The sequence below is a fragment of the Actinomadura meridiana genome (genome assembly GCF_039537545.1).
GTDB classification, from domain to species: domain Bacteria; phylum Actinomycetota; class Actinomycetes; order Streptosporangiales; family Streptosporangiaceae; genus Spirillospora; species Spirillospora meridiana.
This window is the reverse complement of record NZ_BAABAS010000005.1, coordinates 762,860-783,910: the sequence shown is the minus strand read 5'-3', so window position 1 is coordinate 783,910 and position 21,051 is coordinate 762,860. Positions and strand designations below refer to the sequence as shown.

18 protein-coding genes are annotated in these 21,051 nt (G+C 69.6%); 9 read left to right on the top strand and 9 right to left on the bottom strand.

Going from position 1 to position 21,051, the window contains the following annotated elements; genetic code table 11:
* Positions 1-56: 56 nt before the first annotated feature.
* Together ABD808_RS12890 and ybaK are read left to right on the top strand one after the other, a co-directional pair.
* Positions 57-719, top strand: coding sequence for an LON peptidase substrate-binding domain-containing protein (locus tag ABD808_RS12890; RefSeq protein ID WP_344895013.1), 663 nt, complete (start codon positions 57-59; stop codon positions 717-719).
* A 52-nt stretch (positions 720-771) separates the two neighbouring features.
* Positions 772-1,269 carry a Cys-tRNA(Pro) deacylase gene (gene ybaK / locus ABD808_RS12885; protein WP_344895010.1) on the top strand — a complete coding sequence of 166 codons (498 nt, stop codon included), beginning with the start codon at positions 772-774 and terminating at the stop codon, positions 1,267-1,269.
* On the opposite strand, the gene ABD808_RS12880 is transcribed toward ybaK, so the two are convergent.
* Entirely contained in the window at positions 1,153-1,773 is a 621-nt protein-coding gene (locus ABD808_RS12880) for a hypothetical protein (RefSeq protein WP_344895008.1), read from the bottom strand. The two genes, ybaK and ABD808_RS12880, sit on opposite strands and share 117 nt — an antisense overlap.
* Before the next feature lie 95 nt (positions 1,774-1,868).
* Between ABD808_RS12880 and ABD808_RS12875 the strand changes: the two genes are divergently transcribed.
* A complete protein-coding gene (locus tag ABD808_RS12875) occupies positions 1,869-2,588 on the top strand; it encodes a DUF6882 domain-containing protein (protein WP_344895005.1) in 720 nt (239 codons plus the stop codon).
* A gap of 12 nt (positions 2,589-2,600) precedes the next feature.
* On the opposite strand, the gene ABD808_RS12870 is transcribed toward ABD808_RS12875, so the two are convergent.
* From ABD808_RS12870 to ABD808_RS12860, 3 genes are all read right to left on the bottom strand, one after another.
* Positions 2,601-3,002: a hypothetical protein gene (locus ABD808_RS12870; protein WP_344895003.1), complete on the bottom strand. Its 402-nt coding sequence runs from the start codon at positions 3,000-3,002 to the stop codon at positions 2,601-2,603.
* 4 nt (positions 3,003-3,006) lie between these two features.
* Positions 3,007-6,537 carry a DNA polymerase III subunit alpha gene (gene dnaE / locus ABD808_RS12865; RefSeq protein ID WP_344895000.1) on the bottom strand — a complete coding sequence of 1,177 codons (3,531 nt, stop codon included), beginning with the start codon at positions 6,535-6,537 and terminating at the stop codon, positions 3,007-3,009.
* A gap of 126 nt (positions 6,538-6,663) precedes the next feature.
* Positions 6,664-7,518, bottom strand: coding sequence for an AraC family transcriptional regulator (locus ABD808_RS12860; protein ID WP_344894998.1), 855 nt, complete (start codon positions 7,516-7,518; stop codon positions 6,664-6,666).
* Between the two features lie 286 nt (positions 7,519-7,804).
* Here ABD808_RS12860 and ABD808_RS12855 point away from each other — a divergent pair, with 286 nt between their 5' ends.
* From ABD808_RS12855 to ABD808_RS12845, 3 genes are read left to right on the top strand one after another with little or no spacing between them, the layout of a single operon-like run.
* Positions 7,805-8,188 carry a chorismate mutase gene (locus tag ABD808_RS12855; protein ID WP_344894995.1) on the top strand — a complete coding sequence of 128 codons (384 nt, stop codon included), beginning with the start codon at positions 7,805-7,807 and terminating at the stop codon, positions 8,186-8,188.
* Positions 8,189-8,243: 55 nt separating this feature from the next.
* A complete protein-coding gene (locus ABD808_RS12850) occupies positions 8,244-8,960 on the top strand; it encodes an AzlC family ABC transporter permease (protein ID WP_344894993.1) in 717 nt (238 codons plus the stop codon).
* Positions 8,957-9,268 (top strand): AzlD domain-containing protein, encoded by a 312-nt coding sequence (locus tag ABD808_RS12845; RefSeq protein ID WP_344894990.1) that lies wholly within the window; start codon positions 8,957-8,959, stop codon positions 9,266-9,268. Before ABD808_RS12850 ends, ABD808_RS12845 begins: the two co-directional genes overlap by 4 nt.
* Before the next feature lie 42 nt (positions 9,269-9,310).
* On the opposite strand, the gene ABD808_RS12840 is transcribed toward ABD808_RS12845, so the two are convergent.
* From ABD808_RS12840 to ABD808_RS12830, 3 genes are read right to left on the bottom strand one after another with little or no spacing between them, the layout of a single operon-like run.
* Positions 9,311-10,243 (bottom strand): RluA family pseudouridine synthase, encoded by a 933-nt coding sequence (locus ABD808_RS12840; protein ID WP_344895402.1) that lies wholly within the window; start codon positions 10,241-10,243, stop codon positions 9,311-9,313.
* A gap of 14 nt (positions 10,244-10,257) precedes the next feature.
* Positions 10,258-10,878, bottom strand: coding sequence for a signal peptidase II (gene lspA, locus ABD808_RS12835; protein WP_344894987.1), 621 nt, complete (start codon positions 10,876-10,878; stop codon positions 10,258-10,260).
* Positions 10,851-11,264, bottom strand: coding sequence for a TraR/DksA family transcriptional regulator (locus tag ABD808_RS12830; protein WP_425548924.1), 414 nt, complete (start codon positions 11,262-11,264; stop codon positions 10,851-10,853). Before ABD808_RS12830 ends, lspA begins: the two co-directional genes overlap by 28 nt.
* A gap of 668 nt (positions 11,265-11,932) precedes the next feature.
* On the opposite strand from ABD808_RS12830, the gene ileS reads away from it, so the two are divergent.
* Both ileS and ABD808_RS12820 read left to right on the top strand, forming a co-directional pair.
* A complete protein-coding gene (ileS, locus tag ABD808_RS12825; protein ID WP_344894985.1) occupies positions 11,933-15,208 on the top strand; it encodes an isoleucine--tRNA ligase in 3,276 nt (1,091 codons plus the stop codon).
* Between the two features lie 338 nt (positions 15,209-15,546).
* Positions 15,547-16,812, top strand: coding sequence for a helix-turn-helix domain-containing protein (locus ABD808_RS12820; RefSeq protein ID WP_344894982.1), 1,266 nt, complete (start codon positions 15,547-15,549; stop codon positions 16,810-16,812).
* 658 nt (positions 16,813-17,470) lie between these two features.
* On the opposite strand, the gene ABD808_RS12815 is transcribed toward ABD808_RS12820, so the two are convergent.
* Entirely contained in the window at positions 17,471-18,613 is a 1,143-nt protein-coding gene (locus ABD808_RS12815; protein WP_344894980.1) for a site-specific integrase, read from the bottom strand.
* Between the two features lie 543 nt (positions 18,614-19,156).
* Here ABD808_RS12815 and ABD808_RS12810 point away from each other — a divergent pair.
* Positions 19,157-19,924, top strand: coding sequence for a DUF1707 SHOCT-like domain-containing protein (locus tag ABD808_RS12810; protein ID WP_344894977.1), 768 nt, complete (start codon positions 19,157-19,159; stop codon positions 19,922-19,924).
* 6 nt (positions 19,925-19,930) lie between these two features.
* Here the strand turns inward: ABD808_RS12810 and ABD808_RS12805 are convergent, their stop codons facing one another.
* Positions 19,931-21,019: a PspC-like choline-binding domain-containing protein gene (locus ABD808_RS12805; protein WP_344894975.1), complete on the bottom strand. Its 1,089-nt coding sequence runs from the start codon at positions 21,017-21,019 to the stop codon at positions 19,931-19,933.
* Positions 21,020-21,051 lie beyond the last annotated feature (32 nt).

Here is a 21,051-nt window from a genome sequence, read left to right as displayed (position 1 = left end):
GACGTAGGCTGGCGCCGAAGGCGCTTCCCGGCGGCGCCCAGAACGTGGGAGAGACAGTGACCGAGCGGCTGGCCCTGTTCCCCCTGGGCACCGTCCTGTTCCCCGGCCTGATGCTGCCGCTGCACCTGTTCGAGGACCGCTATCTCAGCATGATCGGCGACCTGCTGGACCGGCCGGAGCCGCGCGGCTTCGGCGTCGTCGGGATCGAGCTCGGCCACGAGGTCGGCGAGAGCGCCGCGCACCGGCTCGCCGAGATCGGCTGCGTCGCCGAGCTGCGCGACGCCCGGGAGCATCCCGACGGCCGCTACGACATCGTGACGGTGGGCGCCCGCCGCTTCCGGCTGAAGGAGCTGGACCGCTCACGCCCCTACCTCCAGGGCGAGGTCGAGTACCTGCCCGAGGAGCCCGGCACCGACCCCGAGCCCGCGGCGCTGCGCGTCCGGCGGCTGTTCCGCCTCTACCGGCACCGGCTGGCCACGTCGGGCGCGGGCTCGTTCGAGAAGGGCGAGCCGCCCGACGACCCGGTCTCGCTGTCCTACGTGATCGCGGCGTCGCTCGTCCTGGACGGCCACGAGAAGCAGCGCCTGCTCGAATGCGAGGACGCGGCGCTGCGGCTGGAGACCGAGGGCCACCTGCTCGCCAGGGAGAACCGCATCCTGGACGTCCTGCCCATGATCCCCGCCGGGCAGTTCCTGGACGGGTCGTTCAACCCCAACTGAGCGAGCACGCACTGAGCGGGCACAAGCTTGGCGGGCACGGCACACTTCTCCCATGAGCACAGGCAAGGGCCGGGGCGGCACGGGCACCCCGGCGACGGTCGTGGCGGCCAAGGCGAAGATCGAGTTCACGCTGCACCCCTACGAGCCGGACCCGGACGCCGACTCCTACGGGCAGGCCGCCGCCGACGCCCTCGGCATCTCGCCCGACCAGATCTTCAAGACGCTGCTCGCCGACGTCGACGGGCGGCTCACCGTCGGCGTCGTGCCGGTGTCGGCCTCCCTGGACCTCAAGGCCCTCGCGGGCGCGGCGGGCGGCAAGAAGGCGCGGATGGCCGAGCCGCGCGACGCCGAACGCGCCACCGGGTACGTCGTCGGCGGCATCAGCCCGCTCGGGCAGCGCAGGCGACTGCCGACCGTGATCGACGAGTCGGTGTCAGCGCTCGCGACCGTCTACGTCTCCGCCGGACGGCGCGGACTCCAGATCGAACTCGTCCCCGCCGACCTCGTCCGCCTCACCGACGCCCGGCTTGCCGCGATCGCCCGCGGGTAGCCTGCGCACGACCAGTTCCAGCAGCGCGTAGACGGCGACGGCGGCCACCGCCCAGAAGACGAGGACGCCCTTGGCCCGCAGGTCGGCGACGCCGGTCACGGTGGCGCCGTCGCGGGCGTCGCGGACCTTGTCCTGGAAGTCGCCGAGGCCGATCATGTGCCCGGTCCTCCAGGCGAGGTAGGCGGCGGCGACACCGCCCATGGCCAGCCCGAGCAGCAACGCGATGTCGTGGCCGACACGGCCGCCCGCGATGTAGGCGGCGATTCCGCACAGAGCGCCGGCGGCCAAGGCGATCAGGGCGAAGCGCGCGTCCACCCCGATGGGCCCCTGGCCCTCAGGATCGGCGAGCAGCGGCTCACCCTGGACGATCAGGTAGGTGACCTCGGGAGCGGTCTTCGCCCACAGCAGTCCAGCGAGCGGACCGAGCAGCGCCACAGCGACGGCGGTCACCGCCCAGGTCATCAAGAACCTCGCCGCCGAGAGCCTGCCGGGGGGTTCCCGCACCACGTACGCTCCTCGTTGGAAGTCCTCTGACAGCGAAAGCCTAGCCTGTCAGACAAGGCCCACGATCGCCTCGACCAAGGGATAATGTGCCCGACATGTCCGGATTCAGTCCCGCGTTCGAACGCCTCGGCGCCGCCCTGGCGGCCGTCGTCCTGCAGCAGCAGGAGACGCTCGCCGAGTTCCTGCCGCGTGAGGACTGGAGCGCCGACCTGACCGCCCGCACCTACTCCAGCGGCGGCGTCACCGTCCGGGTCTCGCTGCTCGGCAGCTACGCGAGCCGCGAGCGCACCTGGCTGTGGGGCTGGGCCAACCCCCAGTTCGGCGACGCGCACCCCGCCGTCCGGCCCACGCTCGTCCTGCGGACGGTCGGCGAGCGGCTCGGCATCACCGAGTTCACCACCCCCGAGGTCGATCTGTCCTGGTACGAGGGCCCGGCCGGGCACGGCGGCGAACTGATCGCGATGGCGGCGGGCGGTGTCCTCGGCGGCGCGGGCTACATCGGGGCGGGCTACGAGGGCGGCTCCGCGTACCTGCACGTCGACGACCCGCAGGCACCGCCCGCCCGCTGGGACCCGATCCCCCTGCCCCGCATCCTGACGAACGCGACGAGCCTGTTCCCGCACGAGCCGCGCCTGACGCTGGCCGGATACCTGTCCCACCACCGCGTCCCCTACCGTCAGACCGACCTGCTGACCGAGGCGTTCCTCTCGGACGGCGGCACCGCGCAGGCCCGTTTCGACGGACTCGGACGCTGCGTCAACTGGCGCGTGGAGGCGTCGGGCACGCCCGTCCCGGTGCCGTCACCGGGGTGGTGAACCCGCCGCCGATCAGTCGGGGCTGCGCCAGCGGATGGCGCCCGCCTCGTCCAGGACGAAGCTCGTCGTGGGGACCTGGGCGTGGTCGTACGGGGTCTCCGACGACGGCGGCAGCGTGTTCGGCGTCCGCCACTTGATCGCCTGGTGGACCGCGCAACCGCAGCCCGGGTCCAGCGGAGCGGGGCAGGCGGCGATCGCGTCGCGGAAGGCGGCGGTGTCGGGCGCGTTCATCCGCCACCACCAGTACTTCTCGAAGTCGGCGGGGTTGCCGGTGTCCCAGTCGTCGAACGAGTAGTACTCGACCACCGCGCCGCCACAGGCGGCGCAGGCGCTGACCGAGTACCGCCACGCGGCCTCGTTCGCCAGGACGAGCAGGCGCGTCAGTTCGGGGGCGGCGCAGCAGCGGGACGGCATCGGGTCAGCCCAGGCACGACGGGCCGAGAAGCTGCTTCAGGTCGCCCATCAACGCCGGGGACGGCGCCACGCGAAGCCTGTCGTCCAGCCGGACGACCGTGGTACGCGGACCGTTCTGGACGTGGAGGTGCACCTCCGACCTCCCGGGATGGGTGACCAGCACCTCCTTCAGGCGCGAGACGGTCGGCGGGGTGCAGCGGCCGAGCGGCATCGTGACCGAGAACGGGCCGGTCGCGTCGGTGATGGTCAGGTCGGGCTGGGTGACCTCCATCGCGATGATCTTCGCGACGTCCTCGCGGCGGTCCAGCTTGCCCTTGACGATGAGGATCGCGTCCTCGGCGAGCAGCGTCGAGCACAGCTGGTAGGCCGACGGGAAGCACAGCACCTCGATCGAGCCGCCGAGGTCCTCCAGCTGGAACATCGCCCACGAGTTGCCCTGCTTGGTCACCTTGCGCTGGAGGCCCGACAGCAGCCCGGCGAGGACCACGATCTGGCCGTCCGGACGCTCGCCCTCGTTCAGGACGGCGATCGTGCAGTCGGCCTCGCGCTCCAGGATGTGCTCCACGCCGAGCAGCGGGTGGTCGGAGACGTACAGGCCGAGCATCTCGCGCTCGAACGCGAGGAGGGTCGTCTTGTCCCACTCCTCGCCCTCGGGGATCGCGACGGCGAAGGCGTCCTCGCCGCCGTCGTTCTCCAGGGCGCCGAAGAGGGAGTCCTGGCCGACGGCCTCCTTGCGCTTGATGTCGATGACGGAGTCGATGGCCTGCTCGTGCACCATCAGCAGCGCCTTGCGCTGGTGGTCCAGCTCGTCGAACGCGCCCGCCTTGATGAGCGACTCCACGACCCGCTTGTTGCAGACGATCGGCGGGACCTTGTTGAGGAAGTCGTTGAAGTCGGTGTAGGCGCCCTTCTCCTTGCGGGCGGCGACGATGCCGTCCACCACGTTCGTGCCGACGTTGCGGACCGCCGACAGGCCGAACCGGATCTCGGTGTCGCCCAGCGGGGTGAAGTCGGCCTCGGACGTGTTGACGTCCGGCGGCAGCACCGTCAGCCCCATCCGGCGGCACTCCGACAGGTAGAGCGCGCTCTTGTCCTTGTCGTCGCCGACGGACGTCAGCAGCCCCGCCATGTACTCGGCCGGATAGTTCGCCTTGAGATAGGCCGTCCAGTAGGAGACCAGCCCGTACGCGGCGGAGTGCGCCTTGTTGAAAGCGTAGTCGGAGAACGGGACGAGGATTTCCCACAGCGTCTTGATGGCCGCGTCGGAGTAGCCGCGTTCGCGCATGCCCTCGGAGAACGGCTTGTACTCCTTGTCGAGGACCTCCTTCTTCTTCTTGCCCATCGCGCGGCGGAGAAGGTCCGCTTGTCCGAGCGAGTAGCCGGCCACCTTCTGCGCGATCGCCATGACCTGCTCCTGATAGATGATCAGGCCGTAGGTCGTGTCGAGGACGTCCCTGAGCGGGTCCTCCAACTCGGGATGGATCGGGGTGATCTCCTGCTGGGCGTTCTTGCGGAGCGCGTAGTTGGTGTGCGAGTTGGCGCCCATCGGGCCCGGCCGGTACAGGGCGATGACGGCGGAGATGTCCTCGAAGTTGTCCGGCTTCATCAGCCGCAGCAGCGACCGCAGCGGCCCGCCGTCCAGCTGGAACACGCCGAGCGTGTCGCCGCGGCCGAGCAGCTCGTAGGTCTTCTTGTCGTCGAAGGACAGTTCCAGCAGTTCGAGCTTGACGCCCTTGTTCTTCTCGATGCCGCGCAGCGCGTCGTCGATGATCGTCAGGTTGCGCAGGCCCAGGAAGTCCATCTTCAACAGGCCGAGCGTCTCGCAGGTCGGGTAGTCGAACTGCGTGATGATCGCGCCGTCGGCGTCCCGGCGCATGATCGGGACATGGTCGGTGATCGTCTCACCGGACATGATCACCCCGGCGGCGTGCACGCCGGTCTGGCGGATCAGGCCCTCCAGGCCCTGCGCCAGGTCCATGATCTGCTTGACGTCGGTCTCTTCGTCGTACAGCTTGCGCAACTCGCCCGCCTCGCCGTGGCGGGGGTGCTTGTCGTCGAAGATGCCCGACAGCGGGATGTCCTTGCCCATGACGGCGGGCGGGAACGCCTTGGAGATGCGGTCGCCGAGCGCGTAGGGGAAGCCGAGGACGCGGCCCGCGTCCTTGATGGCGGCCTTCGCCTTGATGGTGCCGAACGTGGCGATGTAGGAGACCTTGTCGGCGCCCCACTTCTCCGTCGTGTACCGGATTACCTCGGCGCGGCGATCTTCAGGGAAGTCGATGTCGATGTCGGGCATCGACGCGCGTTCGGGGTTAAGGAACCGCTCGAAGATCAGCCCGTGCGGGATCGGGTCGAGGTCGGTGATGCCCATCGCGTACGCGATCAGCGACCCGGCGGCGCTGCCTCGGCCGGGGCCGACCAGGATGCCGTTGTTCTTGGCCCACATGATGAAGTCGGCGACGACGAGGAAGTACGACGGGTACCCCTTGCCGAGGATGACGCCCATCTCGTAATCGGCCTGCTCCCTGTACCCCTCGGGCAGGCCGTCGGGGAAGCGGCGCTCCAGGCCCTGCCAGACCTCCTTGCGGAACCAGCTCTCCTCCGTCTCGCCCTCGGGGACGGGGAAGCGGGGGCTGAGGTCGCGGTGCTCGAACATGCCCTCGGGCTCGACCCGCTCGGCGATGAGCAGCGTGTTGCGGCAGCCCTCCGCCCAGATGTCGGACGAGTCGATGGCGCGCATCTCGTCGGCGGTCTTGAGGTAGTAGCCGCTGCCGTCGAACCGGAACCGGTCGGGGTCGGCGAGCTGCTTGCCGACCTGCACGCACAGCAGCGCGTCGTGCGCGGTGGACTCCGACTCGTGCGTGTAGTGGGAGTCGTTGGTGACGACCGGCGGGATGTTCAGCCGTTTGCTGATCTCGATGAGCCCGTCGCGGACGCGGCGCTCGATGTCCAGCCCGTGGTCCATCAGCTCAAGGAAGTAGTTCTCCTTGCCGAGGATCTCCTGGAAGGTCGCGGCGGCCTTGAGCGCCTCGTCGAACTGGCCGAGCCGCAGCCGGGTCTGCACCTTGCCGGACGGGCAGCCGGTCGTGCCCATGATCCCGGCGGCGTGCTCGGCGAGGAGTTCCTCGTCCATCCGGGCGTACTTGAAGACGAAGCCCTCGGTGTAGCCGCGGCTGGACAGCTTGAACAGGTTGTGCAGGCCGGTCGCGTCACGCGCCCACAGCGTCATGTGGTTGATCAGACCGCCGCCGGAGACGTCGTCGCGCTTCTGGCTCGGCTCGCCCCACTGGATCTTCTTCTTGTGGTAGCGCGACTCCGGCGCCATGTACGCCTCGATGCCGATGATCGGCGTGACCCCGGCACCCATGGCCTGCTTGTGGAAGTCGTAGGCGCCGTGCATGTTGCCGTGGTCGGTCATGGCGATCGCCGGCATCTTCTGCCGCCCGACCTCCTCGAACATCTGCTTCAACCGGGCGGCTCCGTCGAGCATGGAGTACTCGGTATGAACGTGCAGGTGAACGAAAGAGTCGGCCATGCCTGCTGCGCCTCCTGCTGCTCGTCGCATGCGACCGCGCACGTACCTCGCGGTACGTGTCGCTCTCGTGGTCCCGGGGGAAGATCGTCAACTCGGTGGGGGCCGGGCCGACGCGGTGCTCAGAGCCTAACTCGCTTCTTCCGTCCCACGCGCCCCGACGCGCCCAATCGTGCGGGCACTACGGTAGGCGCCCGGCGGAACACCGAGGGTGCGCTTGAAGTGCCGGGTCAGATGGGCCTGGTCGGCGAACCCGGTGCGGACGGCGGCCTCGGCGGGGCGCAGGCCCTCGTCCAGCAGGGCCCGCGCCTCCCGGACGCGCACCTGGTTGAGGTAGGCGTGCGGCGGCAGGCCGACGGTGTCGCGGAACGCCCGCAGTAGCGGGAACGGGCGGGCTCCGACGGCGGCGGCCAGCTCGTCCAGCGACGGTGGTTCGACGAGGCTGGCGTGCAGGATGTCGCGGGCCTCGCGGACGGCGCGCGGCATCCCGGCGGGCTCGTCGCGCGGCTGGAAACCGCGGGCGTGCCGGGCCAGCAGCCGCGCCACCGTCGCCTTGAGCAGGGTGGACGCCGCCAGCGCGTCGCCCTTCTCCCCCGCCCGGTGCAGGGCGTGCAGCAGCCGGGCGGCGGCCGGATCGGTCACGACGGGGTCGGGGAACGCGGGCGTGCCGGGCCGCGCGCCCAGGTCGGCGGCGACGCCCGTCACGACGTCCACCGGCGGGTAGATCACCTGGTAGGCCCAGCCCTCGGGCGTGCCCGCGTGCCCGCCGTGGACGACGTCGGGGTTGACCAGGACGACCGAGCCCGGACCGGCGCGGTGCACGCCGCCCGCGTGCTCGAACTCCTCCACGCCAGCGTCGATGACGCCGAACACGTACCCCTCGTGCGTGTGCCTGGTGAAGCGGTGCGTCACGAAGCGGGCCCGCAGCAGATCGACGTCCGGCACCGCCGGATGGCGGTAGTGGTGCGCGACCTCATCCCCCATGGCGATCCCCCATGGGGCACATGGTAGTTGGAACGTCTCAATCTCCGAGATGATCGCTCCGGTGATTGACGGGCACCCGCCGTCCCGACATACCATCGGAACCGTGGAACGTCGCCATTTCAGGTTTACGCGGCCGGCTCCGGGTGAGCCGACCGTCGCCATGACCTGAGCGACGCCCCGGAGCCGGCCAGGCAGAGCCCTCGGGCTCTGCCTTTTCTGTTGATCGAAGCGGCCCCGGGCACGGGCTCCCCCTGCGCGAGCGGCCGCCGCACGAGAGGGAACCGCCATGCACGACCAGGTCATCGACCCGACGGAGCCCACCGCGTCCTGCCCGGCCTGCGGCCGGGCGCACGCGGCGGACGAGCTGCGCGTCCCGCTGCCGTCCGCCGCGTCGGTCGGCACGCTCGGCGAGGCCAGGACCGCGATCGACGGCCTCGACGCCGCGCTCGCCACCCTGCTGGAGCGCCGCGCCGAGATCGCCGCCGTCGTCCAGCGGCTCAAGCCGGTCGGCGGCCACGCCGGACGCGACCCGGGCCGCGAACGGCAGATCGTCGAGGCGATGGCGGCGCGGGCCCCGTCCCTCGGCGCCGACCGTCTCGCCCGCATCATGACCGCCGTGATCGAGGCCGGGCTGGACGCCGCCGCCGACGCCGCCGAGGCCCCGCGGTGAGCCCGTGCAAGAACGTTCAAGATCCGGGGGCGCGCCCGGGCCTACCGTCGGCGGCATGAGCGTCACCGAGGTGGAGGAGGTAGACGCGCCCGGTTCCGGCACGCGGCGGTCCGCCGTCCGGGACGGAGTCGGCGTCGGGATCGCCGTGGGCGTGTCCGGGGTCGCGTTCGGCGCGGCGGGCGTCACGGCGGGCCTGACCGTCGCGCAGACGTGCGCGCTGAGCCTGCTCGCGTTCACGGGAGCGTCCCAGTTCGCGCTGATCGGAGTGATCGGCGGGGGCGGCGGGCTCGTCGCCGGGTCGCTCGGCGCGGTGCTGCTCGGCGGGCGCAACGCCCTGTACGGGATGCGGCTCGCGCACACGCTGGACGTGCGCGGCTGGCGGCGGCTCGTCACCGCGCAGGTCGTGATCGACGAGACCACCGCCGTCGCGACCGCGCAGCGCGGACGCGACGCGGCCCGGGCCGGGTTCTACGCCACCGGCCTGACCCTCTACCTGCTCTGGAACCTCACGACGCTGCTCGGCGCCGCGGGCGCGGCCCGGCTCGGCGATCCGGACGCCGTCGGCCTGGACGTCCTCGGCCCCGCCGCGTTCCTCGGCCTGGTGTGGCCGCGGCTCACCGCCGGACGGACCGAGGTGAAGGTCGCCCTCGCCGCCGTCGTGATCGCGGTCGCGGCGACGCCGCTGCTGCCGCCCGGCGTGCCCGTCATGCTCGCCGCCACCGCCGCGCTGCCCGCCATGCTCAGGAGGACGCCGCCGGGGAGGACCGCGTGAACGTCTGGATCGCGGTGATCGCCACCGGCCTCGGCTGCTACGCGCTGAAGATCGCCGGGCTCGTCACGCCGCAGCGCGTCCTCGCCGACCCCCGGGTCCGGCGGTTCACCGAACTCGTGCCCGTGGCGCTGCTGACGGCGCTGATCGCCGTTCAGGCGCTCGCCGACGGCAGGGCCCTGGAGTTCGACGCCGCCCGCATGGCGGGCCTCGCCGGGGCCGTCGTGGCGCTGCTGCTGCGGGCCCCGTTCCTGGTGGTGCTGGCCGTCGCGGCGGGCGTCGCCGCCGGGCTGCGGCTCCTCGGGGTCTGACTGCCGGGACAGGGGGTCTGACCAGGATTCGGGGTCGGACCGTCAGGACTCGTCCCGGACGATCTCCAGCACGCGCGCCAGGTCGTCCGGGTACGGGCTCTCGAACTCCACCCACTCGCCGGTGGCCGGGTGCTCGAACCCGAGCCGCACGGCGTGCAGCCACTGCCGCCGCAGCCCGAGCCGCTCCGCCAGGGTCGGGTCGGCCCCGTACAGCAGGTCGCCGACGCACGGATGCCGGATCGCCGACATGTGCACCCGGATCTGGTGGGTGCGGCCCGTCTCCAGGTCGATGTCGAGCAGCGACGCCGCGCGGAACGCCTCCACGGTGTCGTAGTGCGTCACCGACGGCCTGCCGCCCGCCACGACCGCGAACCGCCCGTCGCCGGACGGATGCCGGTCGAGGGGCGCGTCGACCGTCCCGCGGAACGGGTCGGGATGCCCCTGCACGAGCGCCTGATAACGCTTACCGACCCGGCGTTCCTTGAACGCCCGCTTGAGCCGCGAGTAGGCGACCTCGCTCTTCGCCACCACCATCGCTCCGGTGGTGTTGGCGTCCAGCCGGTGCACGATGCCCTGCCGCTCGGACGCGCCGCTCGTCGCGATCGTGTGCCCGGCGCCGAGCAGCCCGCCGAGGACGGTCGGGCCCGTCCAGCCGGTCGTGGGGTGCGCGGCGACGCCGATCGGCTTGTTCACCACGAGGATGTCGGCGTCCTCGTACAGGACGCCCATTCCGGGGACCGGCTCGGCGACCGGCACGGGCGGGGCGGGCGGCGGCGGAAGCGTCACCTCGAGCCAGGCGCCCGCGTGCAGCCGCTCCGACTTGGTCGCGACCGCGGCCCCGTCCAGCAGGACGTCGCCCGCCGCGATGATGTCGGCGGCGCTGCCGCGCGACAACCCGAACAGCCGGGACAGGGCGGCGTCGATCCGCTCGCCCTCAAGCCCGTCCGGGACGGGGAGGCTCCGCACCACGCCCATCCGCGCCTCGCCCATCAGCACTTCTCCCCGGCCTCTGACTCGCCCGCCGACTCCCCCGCGCCGTCGTTCTTCTCGTTGGTGAGGCGCGTCCCGTCCACCTGGAGACCCCGCGCCGCCAGCAGGACGGCGAGGATCCCGCCGCACACGATCGCCGAGTCGGCCAGGTTGAACACCGGGAAGTCGGGCACCTGGATCCAGTCGACGACATGGCCCTTCAGCGGTCCCGGCTCGCGGAACATCCGGTCGATCAGGTTGCCGCAGGCGCCGCCGAGCAGCAGGCCCAGGCAGATCGCCCATGGGACGCTGCGCAAGTTGCGGGCCGTGCGCAGGATCGCGACCACCACGCCGATGGCGATCACCGTGAAGATGATCGTGTAGCCGGTGCCGATCGAGAACGCGGCACCGCTGTTACGGGTCTCGCGCAGCGTCAGCAGGCCGCCGAGCAGCCGGATCGGCTCCTCGTCCCGCAACGTCGCGACGATGACCGACTTGGACACGATGTCGGCGATCAGCGCGGTCAGCGCCACGGCGACCAGCACGCCGACGCGGCGCGGCCGAGGAGATCCCGTGGATTCCTCGGCCCCGCCCTCTGGGTTCGTTGAGTCGCTCAGCGACGTTCCTCGCGTTGTTTGCATGTCACACACAGGGTCGCACGGGGGAAGACCTGGAGGCGCGCCTTGCCGATCGGCCTGGCGCACGACTCGCAGGTCCCGTACGTCCCGGTGTCCATCCGCTGGACGGCCCGCTCTATCTGGGCGAGCAGGTCCTGTGAATTGTAGGACAACGCCAGCTCGTGCTCGCGCTCGTAGGTCTTGGCGCCCGCGTCGGCCTGGTCGTCGCCCGCGCCGTCGCTGGTGTCGCCCTCCGCGATCTGGCTCGCCGACGCCGCGATCTCCGTGCGCAGCGCCTCGACCTGCTCCTGGAGCCCGGTCCTGACCTCGGCGAGTTCGGCGGCCGTCCACTGGTGCTCGCCCTCGCGGACCGGCAGCTCCGCCGCCCGCACCGGGGCCCGGCCGTCCAGCCGCGCCCGCGCGCCGCTGGGCTTGGTCGCCACTCCCGCCCCGCCCTTGGACGCGGCGGACCCGCGCCTGGTCGGTTTCGCGTTTTCAGCGGGCTTCTTCTCAGCGGGCAGAACGCCCCTCTTCGCGCCGGCCATGTCGGCCCCCCTCGCGCTGATCGCCTCGACGGGCAGTGCGGGCAGCATAGGTCCCCTCTCCGATACGCGGCAAACAACCTGGGCCGCGTTACCGACCGCTTATGCCCCGCCGCCGAACGCCCGGAAACCCCAGCGCGACGCACGACATCGCAAAGGAACGGGCACGTCCCTCACCCCGGGCGGGACGGAAAGCGGCGGTGCGACGCCAGCGCCTAATCCGGTTAAGTCATGGTGCATACTTGAATTCTGAGTCACAGCTAGAAGTCGTATCGGCAGGCCGCGATGGGAACACCTGCCGCCGCACGCAGCCATGAGCGACCCGGGGACGGTGCGAGCCCGGGGGCGAGCCCGGCGGTCTGATCACCCCGGAGCCGCCGGAGGAACCGTCCGCGATGCCCGCGGGCCCAGTAGAACCGGCAGCCGAGACTCGAACGAAGCGGACCGCGCCCTGGGCGTGGTCAAGGAGGGTGGTACCGCGGGGCACTCGCCTCGTCCCTCCGGTCAACGTCACGACGTTCCGGAGGTCCGCCATCGTGAGCCCCGCTTCCCGGCCGGGATTCCGCCCGCTGCCCGCGCAGGTCGATCTGCCCGCCCTCGAGCGCGACATGCTGCGCCGCTGGCGGGAGAGCAAGGTCTTCGAGCGGTCGCTGGAGCGCACCGCGTCCGGCCCCAGCTGGGTGTTCTACGAAGGCCCGCCGACCGCGAACGGGATGCCGGGCGTCCACCACGTCGAGGCGCGCGTGTTCAAGGACGTCTTCCCGCGCTTCAAGACCATGAAGGGCTACCACGTCCCCCGCAAGGCGGGCTGGGACTGCCACGGGCTGCCCGTCGAGGTGGCCGTGGAGAAGGAGCTCGGGCTCACCGGCAAGAAGGACATCGAGGAGTACGGCGTCGCGGAGTTCAACGCCCGCTGCCGCGAGTCGGTCCTGCGCCACGTGGACGCGTTCGAAGAGATGACCGAACGCATGGGCTACTGGGTCAACACCGACCAGGCCTACCGGACGATGGACCCCGAGTACGTCGAGGCCGTCTGGTGGTCCCTGAAGCAGGTGTTCGACAAGGGCCTGCTGTTCCGCGACTTCCGCATCACGCCCTACTGCCCGCGCTGCGGGACGGGCCTGTCCGACCATGAGCTGGGACAGCCCGGCGCGTACGAGACGGTCTCCAGCCCGTCGGTGTACGTGCGGATGCCCGTCACGTCCGGTCCGCTCGCCGAGATGGGCGCGGCCCTGCTCATCTGGACGACGACGCCGTGGACGCTGGTGTCCAACACCGCCGTGGCCGTCCACCCGGACGTCACCTATGTGGCGGCCCGTCCGGCGGGGTCCGACGAGGTCCTCGTCGTGGCCGAACCCCTCCTCGACCAGGTTCTCGGAGAGGACGCCGAACGGCTCGCCACCTACCAGGGCACCGAACTCGAACGCACCACCTACCAGCGTCCGTTCGAGCTGGTCGACATCCCGGACGCGCACTACGTCGTCCTGGGCGACTACGTCACCGTCGAGGACGGGACGGGCCTCGTCCACCAGGCCCCCGCGTTCGGCGCCGACGACATGACCGTCTGCCGACGGTACGACATGCCGGTCGTCAACCCCATCGGGCCGGACGGCCGGTTCCTCCGCGAAGTCCCCATGGTCGGCACCAAGTTCTTCAAGGACGCCGACGAACCCCTCACCGACGACCTGCGCGCGCGCGGGCTGCTGTTCCGCGGCGGCCACTTCGAGCACAGCTACCCGCACTGCTGGCGCTGCCACACCGCCCTGCTCTACTACGCGCTGCCCGCCTGGTACATCCGCACCACCCAGATCAAGGACCGGCTGCTGGAGGAGAACGAGAAGACCAACTGGTACCCCAAGACGGTCAAGCACGGCCGGTACGGGGAGTGGCTGCGCAACAACGTCGACTGGTCACTGTCCCGCAGCCGCTACTGGGGCACGCCCCTCCCCCTGTGGGTCTGCTCAGAAGACGAAAGCCACATCACCTGCGTCGGCTCCCTCAAGGAACTCGGCGACCTCACCGGCAAGGACATGACGGGGCTCGACCCCCACCGCCCTTACGTCGACGATGTCACCTTCCCTTGTCCAGCCCGTGTCGGAGACGCGAAATCGGACAGGTGTGGGGCGGAGGCCCGCCGCGTCCCCGACGTCATCGACGCCTGGTACGACTCCGGCTCGATGCCGTTCGCGCAGTGGGGCGCCCCCCACCGCAACAACGACATCTTCGAGAACTCCTACCCCGCGCAGTACATCTGCGAGGCCCAGGACCAGACCCGTGGCTGGTTCTACTCCCTCATGGCCGTCGGGACGCTCGTCTTCGACAGGTCGTCCTACGAGGACGTCGTGTGCCTCGGGCTGATCCTCGCCGAGGACGGCCGCAAAATGAGCAAGCACCTCGGCAACGTGCTGCGGCCCATCCCGCTCATGGACGAGCACGGTGCCGACGCCGTCCGCTGGTTCATGGCCGCGAACGGCCTCCCCTGGGCGTCCCGCCGCGTCGGGCACACCGCCCTGGAGGAGATCGTCCGCAAGGTCCTGCTCACCTACTGGAACACGGCGTCGTTCTTCGTCCTGTACGCCAACGCCGCCCAGGCACAGGGCCAGGCCTGGACGCCCGACCGCCGGGCCGAGGCGCCCGCGCCCGCCGACCGTCCCCTCCTGGACCGCTGGGCCCTCGCCGAACTGCACCGCACCGTCCGCGAGGTCGACGCGGCACTGGAGGAGTACGACACCGCCAAGGCGGGACGCGCCCTCGCGCAGTTCGTCGACAACCTGTCCAACTGGTACGTCCGCCGCTCCCGCCGCCGCTTCTGGGACGGCCCGCACACCTCGGACGGCTCGTCCGCGTTCGCCACCCTCTACGAGTGCCTGGAGACCCTCACCCGGCTGATGGCCCCGATGGTGCCGTTCATCACCGACCACGTCTGGGACGTCATCCGCCCGTCCGACGCCCCCGAGTCGGTGCACCTCACCGACTGGCCGACCGTCGACGAGACCCTCCTGGACGCCGGCCTCACCGCCCAGATGGCGCTCGTCCGCCGCCTGGTCGAACTCGGCCGCTCCGCCCGTGCCGCCAGCGGCGTCCGCACCCGCCAGCCCCTCGGCCGCGCCCTGGTCGGCGCCGCCCACTGGTCGACCCTGCCCGACCAACTTCGCGCGCAGATCTCCGAGGAACTCAACGTCCTCGGCTTCGAGGAACTGTCGTCCATCGGCGGCGACCTCGTCGAGTACGAGGTGAAGCCCAACTTCCGCGAACTCGGCAAGCGCCACGCCAAGGACACCCCGAAGGTCGCCAAGGCCATCACGTCGACGGACCCGGCGGCCCTCGTCCAGGCCCTCCGCGCGGGCACCGCCGACGTCGACGCCCCAGGCGTCGGGCCGGTCTCCCTCACCCCCAACGACGTGATCGTCACCGAACGCCCCCGCTCCGGCTGGGCCGTCGAGAGCGCCGCGGGCGAAACAATCGCCCTGGACCTCACCGTCACCCCGGAACTGCGCCGCGCGGGCCTCGTCCGCGAGGCCGTCCGCCTCGTCCAGGAGGCCCGCAAGGCCGCCGGCCTGGAGGTCACCGACCGCATCGACCTGTGGTGGGAGGCCACCGGCACCGACCTCGCCGAGGCCCTCCGCGCCCACACCGAAGAATTCGCCACCGAAGTCCTGGCCGCCACAATCACCGAAGGCCGCCCAGAATCCCTCCAAGCAACCAGAGACAACGACCTAGGCCTAACGCTGTATCTATTGCAGTCCACTCCTCCTTCGGGCCCTGGGGGCCCTCAGTCAAGCACACCCGACACGCAGTCTGACGGGGCATGATGCATAGCGGTTGACCTGGTGAAATGCCGGTCTTGCTTCCCTCTGAGTCAGGGGCGGCCGCGTCGAATCTGCGGGGGCTGGCTCCCGGTGTGGCTCCCTGGCTCCCCCCGGGTCGGCGTGGTGGGGCTCGCCGAACGGTAGCCGTCCGCCGGGCGACAGACGGTCGGGAGCGTTGAGATTCGCTTTGCGTGATGTTCGCTAACCCCCGGCATGTGGGCGTGCTGGGGGTTACCTTGTAAGGGATTGTCGGCCTGTGGGTAACAGTCGGACAAAAGCGCCGTACGGGTCGGGTCATAGCGATCAACCGGGAGGGCGGACGGGTGGAACCAGTCGGAGCGATGACGTTCGGTCAGAAGCTGACTGAGTTGATGGCTGCGCGTGGTCTGTCACTGCGGCGGATGGCCAAGCAGGTCTATTGCGACGCTAGCCACGTGTCCAAGATCCGCAATGGTCACCGGTATCCGTCCGAGGAGCTGGGGAAGGCTCTTGACGCCGCGCTGGACGCCGGTGGGGAGCTGGTAGCGCTCATCCCCAAGCGGGAGCGGACCAAAGATCGAAACGCGCCTTTGGTGGGTATGGTGCAAGAGAGTCATACCCCCAACCGGGAGGACGACGTGAGACGTCGCGCCGCGCTACAGGTGATCGCCGCGATAAGTGCGGGGATCGCGGTTCCGCCACAAGCCCTTGAGACAGCGTTGTCGGGAATTGAAGATGCGTTCGGAAATCCACTCGACATCGCTGAATGGGAACGCCTCGTCGCCGATTACGATTACCAGCTTCACAGTTCTCCCGCTGGCGCGCTTATCGGTGACCTGACCACCGATATCGTTGCGATTGGCGAACTTTTCAAACGCCGCCTTCCGCCGTTGCAGCAAGCTAGTTTGTCGCGTGTGTGTGCGGCGCTTTCTGGGCTTCTGGCGATTGAGTTCGGGGACGCTGATGACCGGCGTTCCGCGCGTATCGCATGGAACAGCGCCATTAAGGCGGCGGATGCGTCCGGCGACCAGAAAATGCAGGTATGGACGCGGGGGCGCGCTGCTCAAGACGCTTTTTGGACGGGACGCGCGCCGGTTGTGGTGGCGAAACTCGCTAATGAAGCGGAGCAAATAGCAGGCGGGGATTCTTCGCCTGGATTGGCGCGCGCTTATGATGCGCGTGCCTGGCTTGCGGTTCAGGAGTGCGACAAGGCAAATGTCTACGCGAGGCTCGCGGACGTGAACCGTACGTGTGAGCAGATATCCGATTCCGGGGGCACCCAATCGGTTTTCGAGTATCGGGAGACACAGCGGCTCTGGAGTGAGTCATTCGCTTATGTCCATGTTGGAGACGAACGCGCTGAAGCGTCCTTGTCTCAGGCTCGTTCGTTGTATCCTGCGAATGCGCTTGCTCCGCATGTGAATCTGACGCTGATGGAATCGGTGTCTCTGGTCAGAGGGCGAGAGGTCGGGGAAGGACTTCAATTGGCGTTGACCGCGCTTGAAGGGCAAGGGCGGACAAGTGCCGGGGGCCGCCTATTGGCTAGCTCTGTGCTCTCCATTCTTCCGCCAAAGGATCGGGCTTTGCCGGAGGCGCGTGAAATCCGTACGATAACGGCCACAGTTTAGTTCCTATCGGTCTGCGCGTCGGCTATCGCGTCTGGTTTCGCGTCCGGCTTCACGAAAGCGAAAACGGCACGGCGGTGTATGTCCTGGTCGGTGGTATCGAGCGGACCCAAAGGGCTGGCTAAATTTCTTACAGAAATCCGGCGTCGGGGCCTCCGGCCCTGCTCCTCGGCTACCCCTGTCCCCCTTCTCTCTCAATTCCGTGCCACTCTCTCGTCCGCCTTTCCCCTTGGGGGATTCTTGTTCGCCGTGCCTTTCGGCGCACCGCTCGGTGTTACTCTCGGCGCGCCCTTCGGCGCGTCGCCCGGTGTGGCTTTCCGCGCACCTTTGGGCGCGCCCTTCGGGGTGCGCCGGTGGTTCACGTCTTCCCTGGTCAACGGGGGTACTCGGTCCGCTGCTCGTGCGGGATCTCTATCGTTCGCGGCGGGATGCGGGCGTGTACTGCGGGCGGCGGGTGTGTGTGCCCCTGGCTGCGCTCGTGGCCTGCACGGTTCGTTGTGGCCTGTCGGGCGGGGTGCGTGTGCCGGAAACGGGGGAGAGGTCGTCTATGGCTCTGAGAGGCACGCAGACGGGCCAACGACTCGCCGGAGTAGCCGGGAAGGGGCGGGAACGCGGAAGCCCCTGACGGGGACCGTCAGGGGCTTCCGGGTGGGTGGGGTGATCAGGCGGCGTGGAACACGCTATTGATCACGTCGGCGCTTTGCCGGTGAACCGGGCGCAATACCTTGCGGTAGTGCTTTTCCAGCGTGCGCACCGTGTGACCGCACAAATCGGCGATGACCTCACGCGGTACGCCGTTGTAGGACATGACGCTGACGAATGTCGTCCGTGTTTCTCGCACCGCCCACGATTCCGGGTCGGTGATCCCTGCCGCTTTGAGTACGTTACGGAACTCGTAACGCGCCGTGCGTTGCGTGTAGGCGGTACCGTCCGGGCGCGTGAATACCGCCGTGTCGTCGGTGACCTTCCCGCCGAACGCTTCGAACTCTTTGGCCTGCATTTCTCGCCACGCTTTGAGTGCCGTAATGGCGATATCGGCCAATTCCAGTGACCGGACCGATTGTTTCGTTTTCGTCTTTCCTTGGTAGCGGTCGGCACGCACGACCGATACCGTTCCCGCGTCCAGGTCAAGCCCGTACCATTTCAGGCCGTTCAACTCGTCCCCGCGCAATCCGCTCGTCAGAGCGAGGATCACCGACGCGCCAAAGCGCAACCGAGAGGGAACCTCCGCGCTCGCACGTCCTAGAATCGCGTGTACCTGGTCGGGCGTGAAGCTCTTGCTTTCGCGTCCGTCGTTCTTGCCCTGAATGTTGGGAACCATTCGGGACACGTTCCGGTCCGTCACGTTGTGAATGATCGCACGGTCGAGCGCGCTGGAAAGCAGACCGTGAATGTTCGTGAGGGTCGTTGTCGCGTGATCCTCGGCAAGGACGATCAGCCATTCTGATACGTGCGTGGGGGTCAGTTCGTCCCGCACTTTGAGTGAACCGATTCTCGTGATGTGATTCCGGTTCCACGACCGTAGACCCTCGATGGTCTTCGGTGCACGCCCCTGCCGCTCCAAGTCGTCAATGTAGTCGGTGACGACTGCCGAAACGGTTTTGTCTGCCTTGACAGTGCGGCCTTTGGCCAAGTCTTCCGTCAGCTTTTCAAGCTTGGTTTCGACGGCTGCCTTTGTCGTCGCTTTGCGCTTTGGACGGTTCCGCTTGCCGTTGGGGTGGTATCCGAGGTCCAGCACGCCCGTGTAGCCCTTGCCCTCACGGTAGATGCTGCCCTTGTACCCGTTGACGACTACCCTTGCCATTGCGTTCGCCTCTCGCCGTTGTCGAGTGGTGGACGAAGGGGAGGCCGGACGTTAGTGGCGTCTGGCCTTCCCGCCTTGACCTCATGTATTCGAACGTCTATTCGGACGAATGGGTTCCGGGGCGCCCTGCGATCGGGGCTCCCCTCATGGCTCCCTAGAGGTCATATCCACTTGTGAACCCCCGTTGACCTGGGGATTCACAGCATGGCACTTATGGGGCCCTCCATCGTCGTGAACCGCGGTGCGATCGCTGCATCGCTTCGACTCGCCTAGCGGCTCGCTGCGCGATCAGGTTTCTCGCGAGCTCGAAACCTGCCTTCGGACGCGATCGCAACGGTTGACCCCCTGCGTGGTTGCGGGCGGGGTTGAGGTGGTCGTGCGCCTCAACCCGACCCGCGGTCGCTGACGGGGGTTCTAGGGCTCGCCCCCTAGACAGATACAGCGGGCGGGGTTGAGGTGGTCGTGTGCCTCAGCCCGATCCGCAGTTGCTGACGGGGGTTCCAGGGGGTCGCCCCCCTGGACAGATAGGGAAGAATCTCTCTTGTGAGTTCTTCTCAGTCTGGGGTTCCCGAGGAGTCGTCGGCCGCCGCGCGTATGCGTGCTTCGGACGCTGATCGTGATCAGGTCGCCGATCGGTTGCGTGAGGCGCTGGCGGAGGGGCGGATCACGCCGGAGGAGCATGCCGAGCGCATCGACGCGGTGTACAACGCGAAGACGTACGCCGAGTTGGAGCCGGTGCTCCGCGATCTGCCGTCGGCGCAGGCGCCGCGGCCGCGGGTGGAGTTGCGCAAGGACGCGGAGGTGCAGGCGCCGCCGCCGGACGCGCAGTCGCCCAACCTCGTGGCGATTTTCAGCGGCGTCGAGCGGAGGGGGCGCTGGCTTGTCGAGTCGACCACGAACGTGACGTGCGTGTTCGGCGGCGCGGATCTGGACTTCCGGCAGGCGGTCCTCAGCCGGGGCGAGGTGACGGTCAACGTCACGTGCGTGTTCGGCGGGTTGAACATCGTGGTGCCGCCGGGGGTGCGGGTCGTCGCGTCCAACACGGCGATCTTCAGTGGGAACGACCTGCCGGAGGACGACACGACCGACCCGGACGCGCCCGTGATCCGGATCACCGGGACGCTGCTGTTCGGCGGTGTGTCGGTCAAGCGGCGGGCGGTCGGCGAGAAGGGCCGCAACCGCGACTGGCATCGGGAGCGGCAACGGCTGCACCGGGCACACCGCGACGACGTGCGGGACGAGCGGCGCGAACTGCGGGAGGAACGTCGCGAGCGGCAGCGGGAGCGGCGGGAGCGGCGGCGGCGCGACTGAGCGGTGTCAGTCGCGGGCGTGTTCGCGGTCGGGCTCGCACACCAGGCACGGCGTGCAGCCGCGTGACTTGGCCTCGGCGCGGGACAGGCCCTCCAGGTCGTCGGCGTCGTCGCCGATGTCCTGGATGAGGGCGCAGTCGACCCGGTGGTACCGCTTGGTGCCGCTCAGGATGCGGACCTGCGGGCCCTCGTCGGACGGCTTCTCGCCCTCGGACGCGGCCTGAGCGGGCTGGTCGCCGGTGGAGGGTGACTCCGGCTCGGGTTCGGCGGGCTCGGCCTTCTCCGCGGGTTTGGCGGCCTCCTTGGGCGCCAGGCCCGCGACGGGCATGTCAGTGAGCGTGGGACCTGCTGGCTCGGGCTTGGGAGCGGCGGGCCCGGAATCGACCGGCTTGGGGTCGGCGGGCTTCTTGTCGGCCCGCGGGATCTCGGCCGTCTTGTCGAGGGGGCCGGGCGCGGAGCGTTCCGGCGCCGGGTTCGCGAGGCCCGCCAGGGCGTTCTTGGGGGGCTCCGCGCCGGGCCGTGGAGGGATGGGCTTGTCTCCCGCCGCCTTGCCCGCGCCGGGTGACGCGGGTGCCGACGCCGCGGCGCGCGCCGCCAGTGCGGTGTCGGGCAAACAGGCGGTACAGGGGCTGAACCCCTCCTCCTTGGCCTCGGCGTAGGTGAGCTCCTCGGTGTCGCGCCCGGCGAGTTGGCGGCACGTGTCGAGGTGGTAGCGCTTGCGGCCGCGCACGACGAACACCAGCGCGTCGGCGGGGACGTCCACCGGCGGGGACGGGATCGTCATCTCGCCGGGGCCCGGTGCCGTGGACTTCGCGTCATTGGGGACGCGGACCGGCGGTGCGGGCTCGGTGCGCTTGCCCTTCTTGCTCTTGCGGGCGGGCGCCGTGGCGGCGCCCGGGCCGAACAGCTCCCTGCGACGCAGGAACACCCCGACGGCCAGGCACAGCGCGGCGGCGATACTGACGGCGATCGAGACGTAGATCACGTCGAGCGCGTTGTAGCCGAACACCTGGGCGCTGTCTCCGTTACTGGCGACGATTCCCGCTACCAGTATGGCGATCGCCACCACCACGAGAACGCCACTCAGGATGATCACAGGGTCTCTCCCACTCGTTCAGGCCGACCGGC

What these genes read in the sequence shown, in the direction of transcription:
- ybaK (WP_344895010.1), top strand. Translation starts at nt 772, where the DNA reads ATGAGCACAGGCAAGGGCCGGGGCGGCACGGGCACCCCGGCGACGGTC.
- ABD808_RS12875 (WP_344895005.1), top strand. Translation starts at nt 1,869, where the DNA reads ATGTCCGGATTCAGTCCCGCGTTCGAACGCCTCGGCGCCGCCCTGGCG.
- ABD808_RS12870 (WP_344895003.1), bottom strand. Translation starts at nt 3,002, where the DNA reads ATGCCGTCCCGCTGCTGCGCCGCCCCCGAACTGACGCGCCTGCTCGTC.
- dnaE (WP_344895000.1), bottom strand. Translation starts at nt 6,537, where the DNA reads ATGGCCGACTCTTTCGTTCACCTGCACGTTCATACCGAGTACTCCATG.
- ABD808_RS12860 (WP_344894998.1), bottom strand. Translation starts at nt 7,518, where the DNA reads ATGGGGGATGAGGTCGCGCACCACTACCGCCATCCGGCGGTGCCGGAC.
- ABD808_RS12855 (WP_344894995.1), top strand. Translation starts at nt 7,805, where the DNA reads ATGCACGACCAGGTCATCGACCCGACGGAGCCCACCGCGTCCTGCCCG.
- ABD808_RS12850 (WP_344894993.1), top strand. Translation starts at nt 8,244, where the DNA reads ATGAGCGTCACCGAGGTGGAGGAGGTAGACGCGCCCGGTTCCGGCACG.
- ABD808_RS12840 (WP_344895402.1), bottom strand. Translation starts at nt 10,243, where the DNA reads ATGGGCGTGGTGCGGAGCCTCCCCGTCCCGGACGGGCTTGAGGGCGAG.
- lspA (WP_344894987.1), bottom strand. Translation starts at nt 10,878, where the DNA reads ATGCAAACAACGCGAGGAACGTCGCTGAGCGACTCAACGAACCCAGAG.
- ABD808_RS12820 (WP_344894982.1), top strand. Translation starts at nt 15,547, where the DNA reads ATGACGTTCGGTCAGAAGCTGACTGAGTTGATGGCTGCGCGTGGTCTG.
- ABD808_RS12815 (WP_344894980.1), bottom strand. Translation starts at nt 18,613, where the DNA reads ATGGCAAGGGTAGTCGTCAACGGGTACAAGGGCAGCATCTACCGTGAG.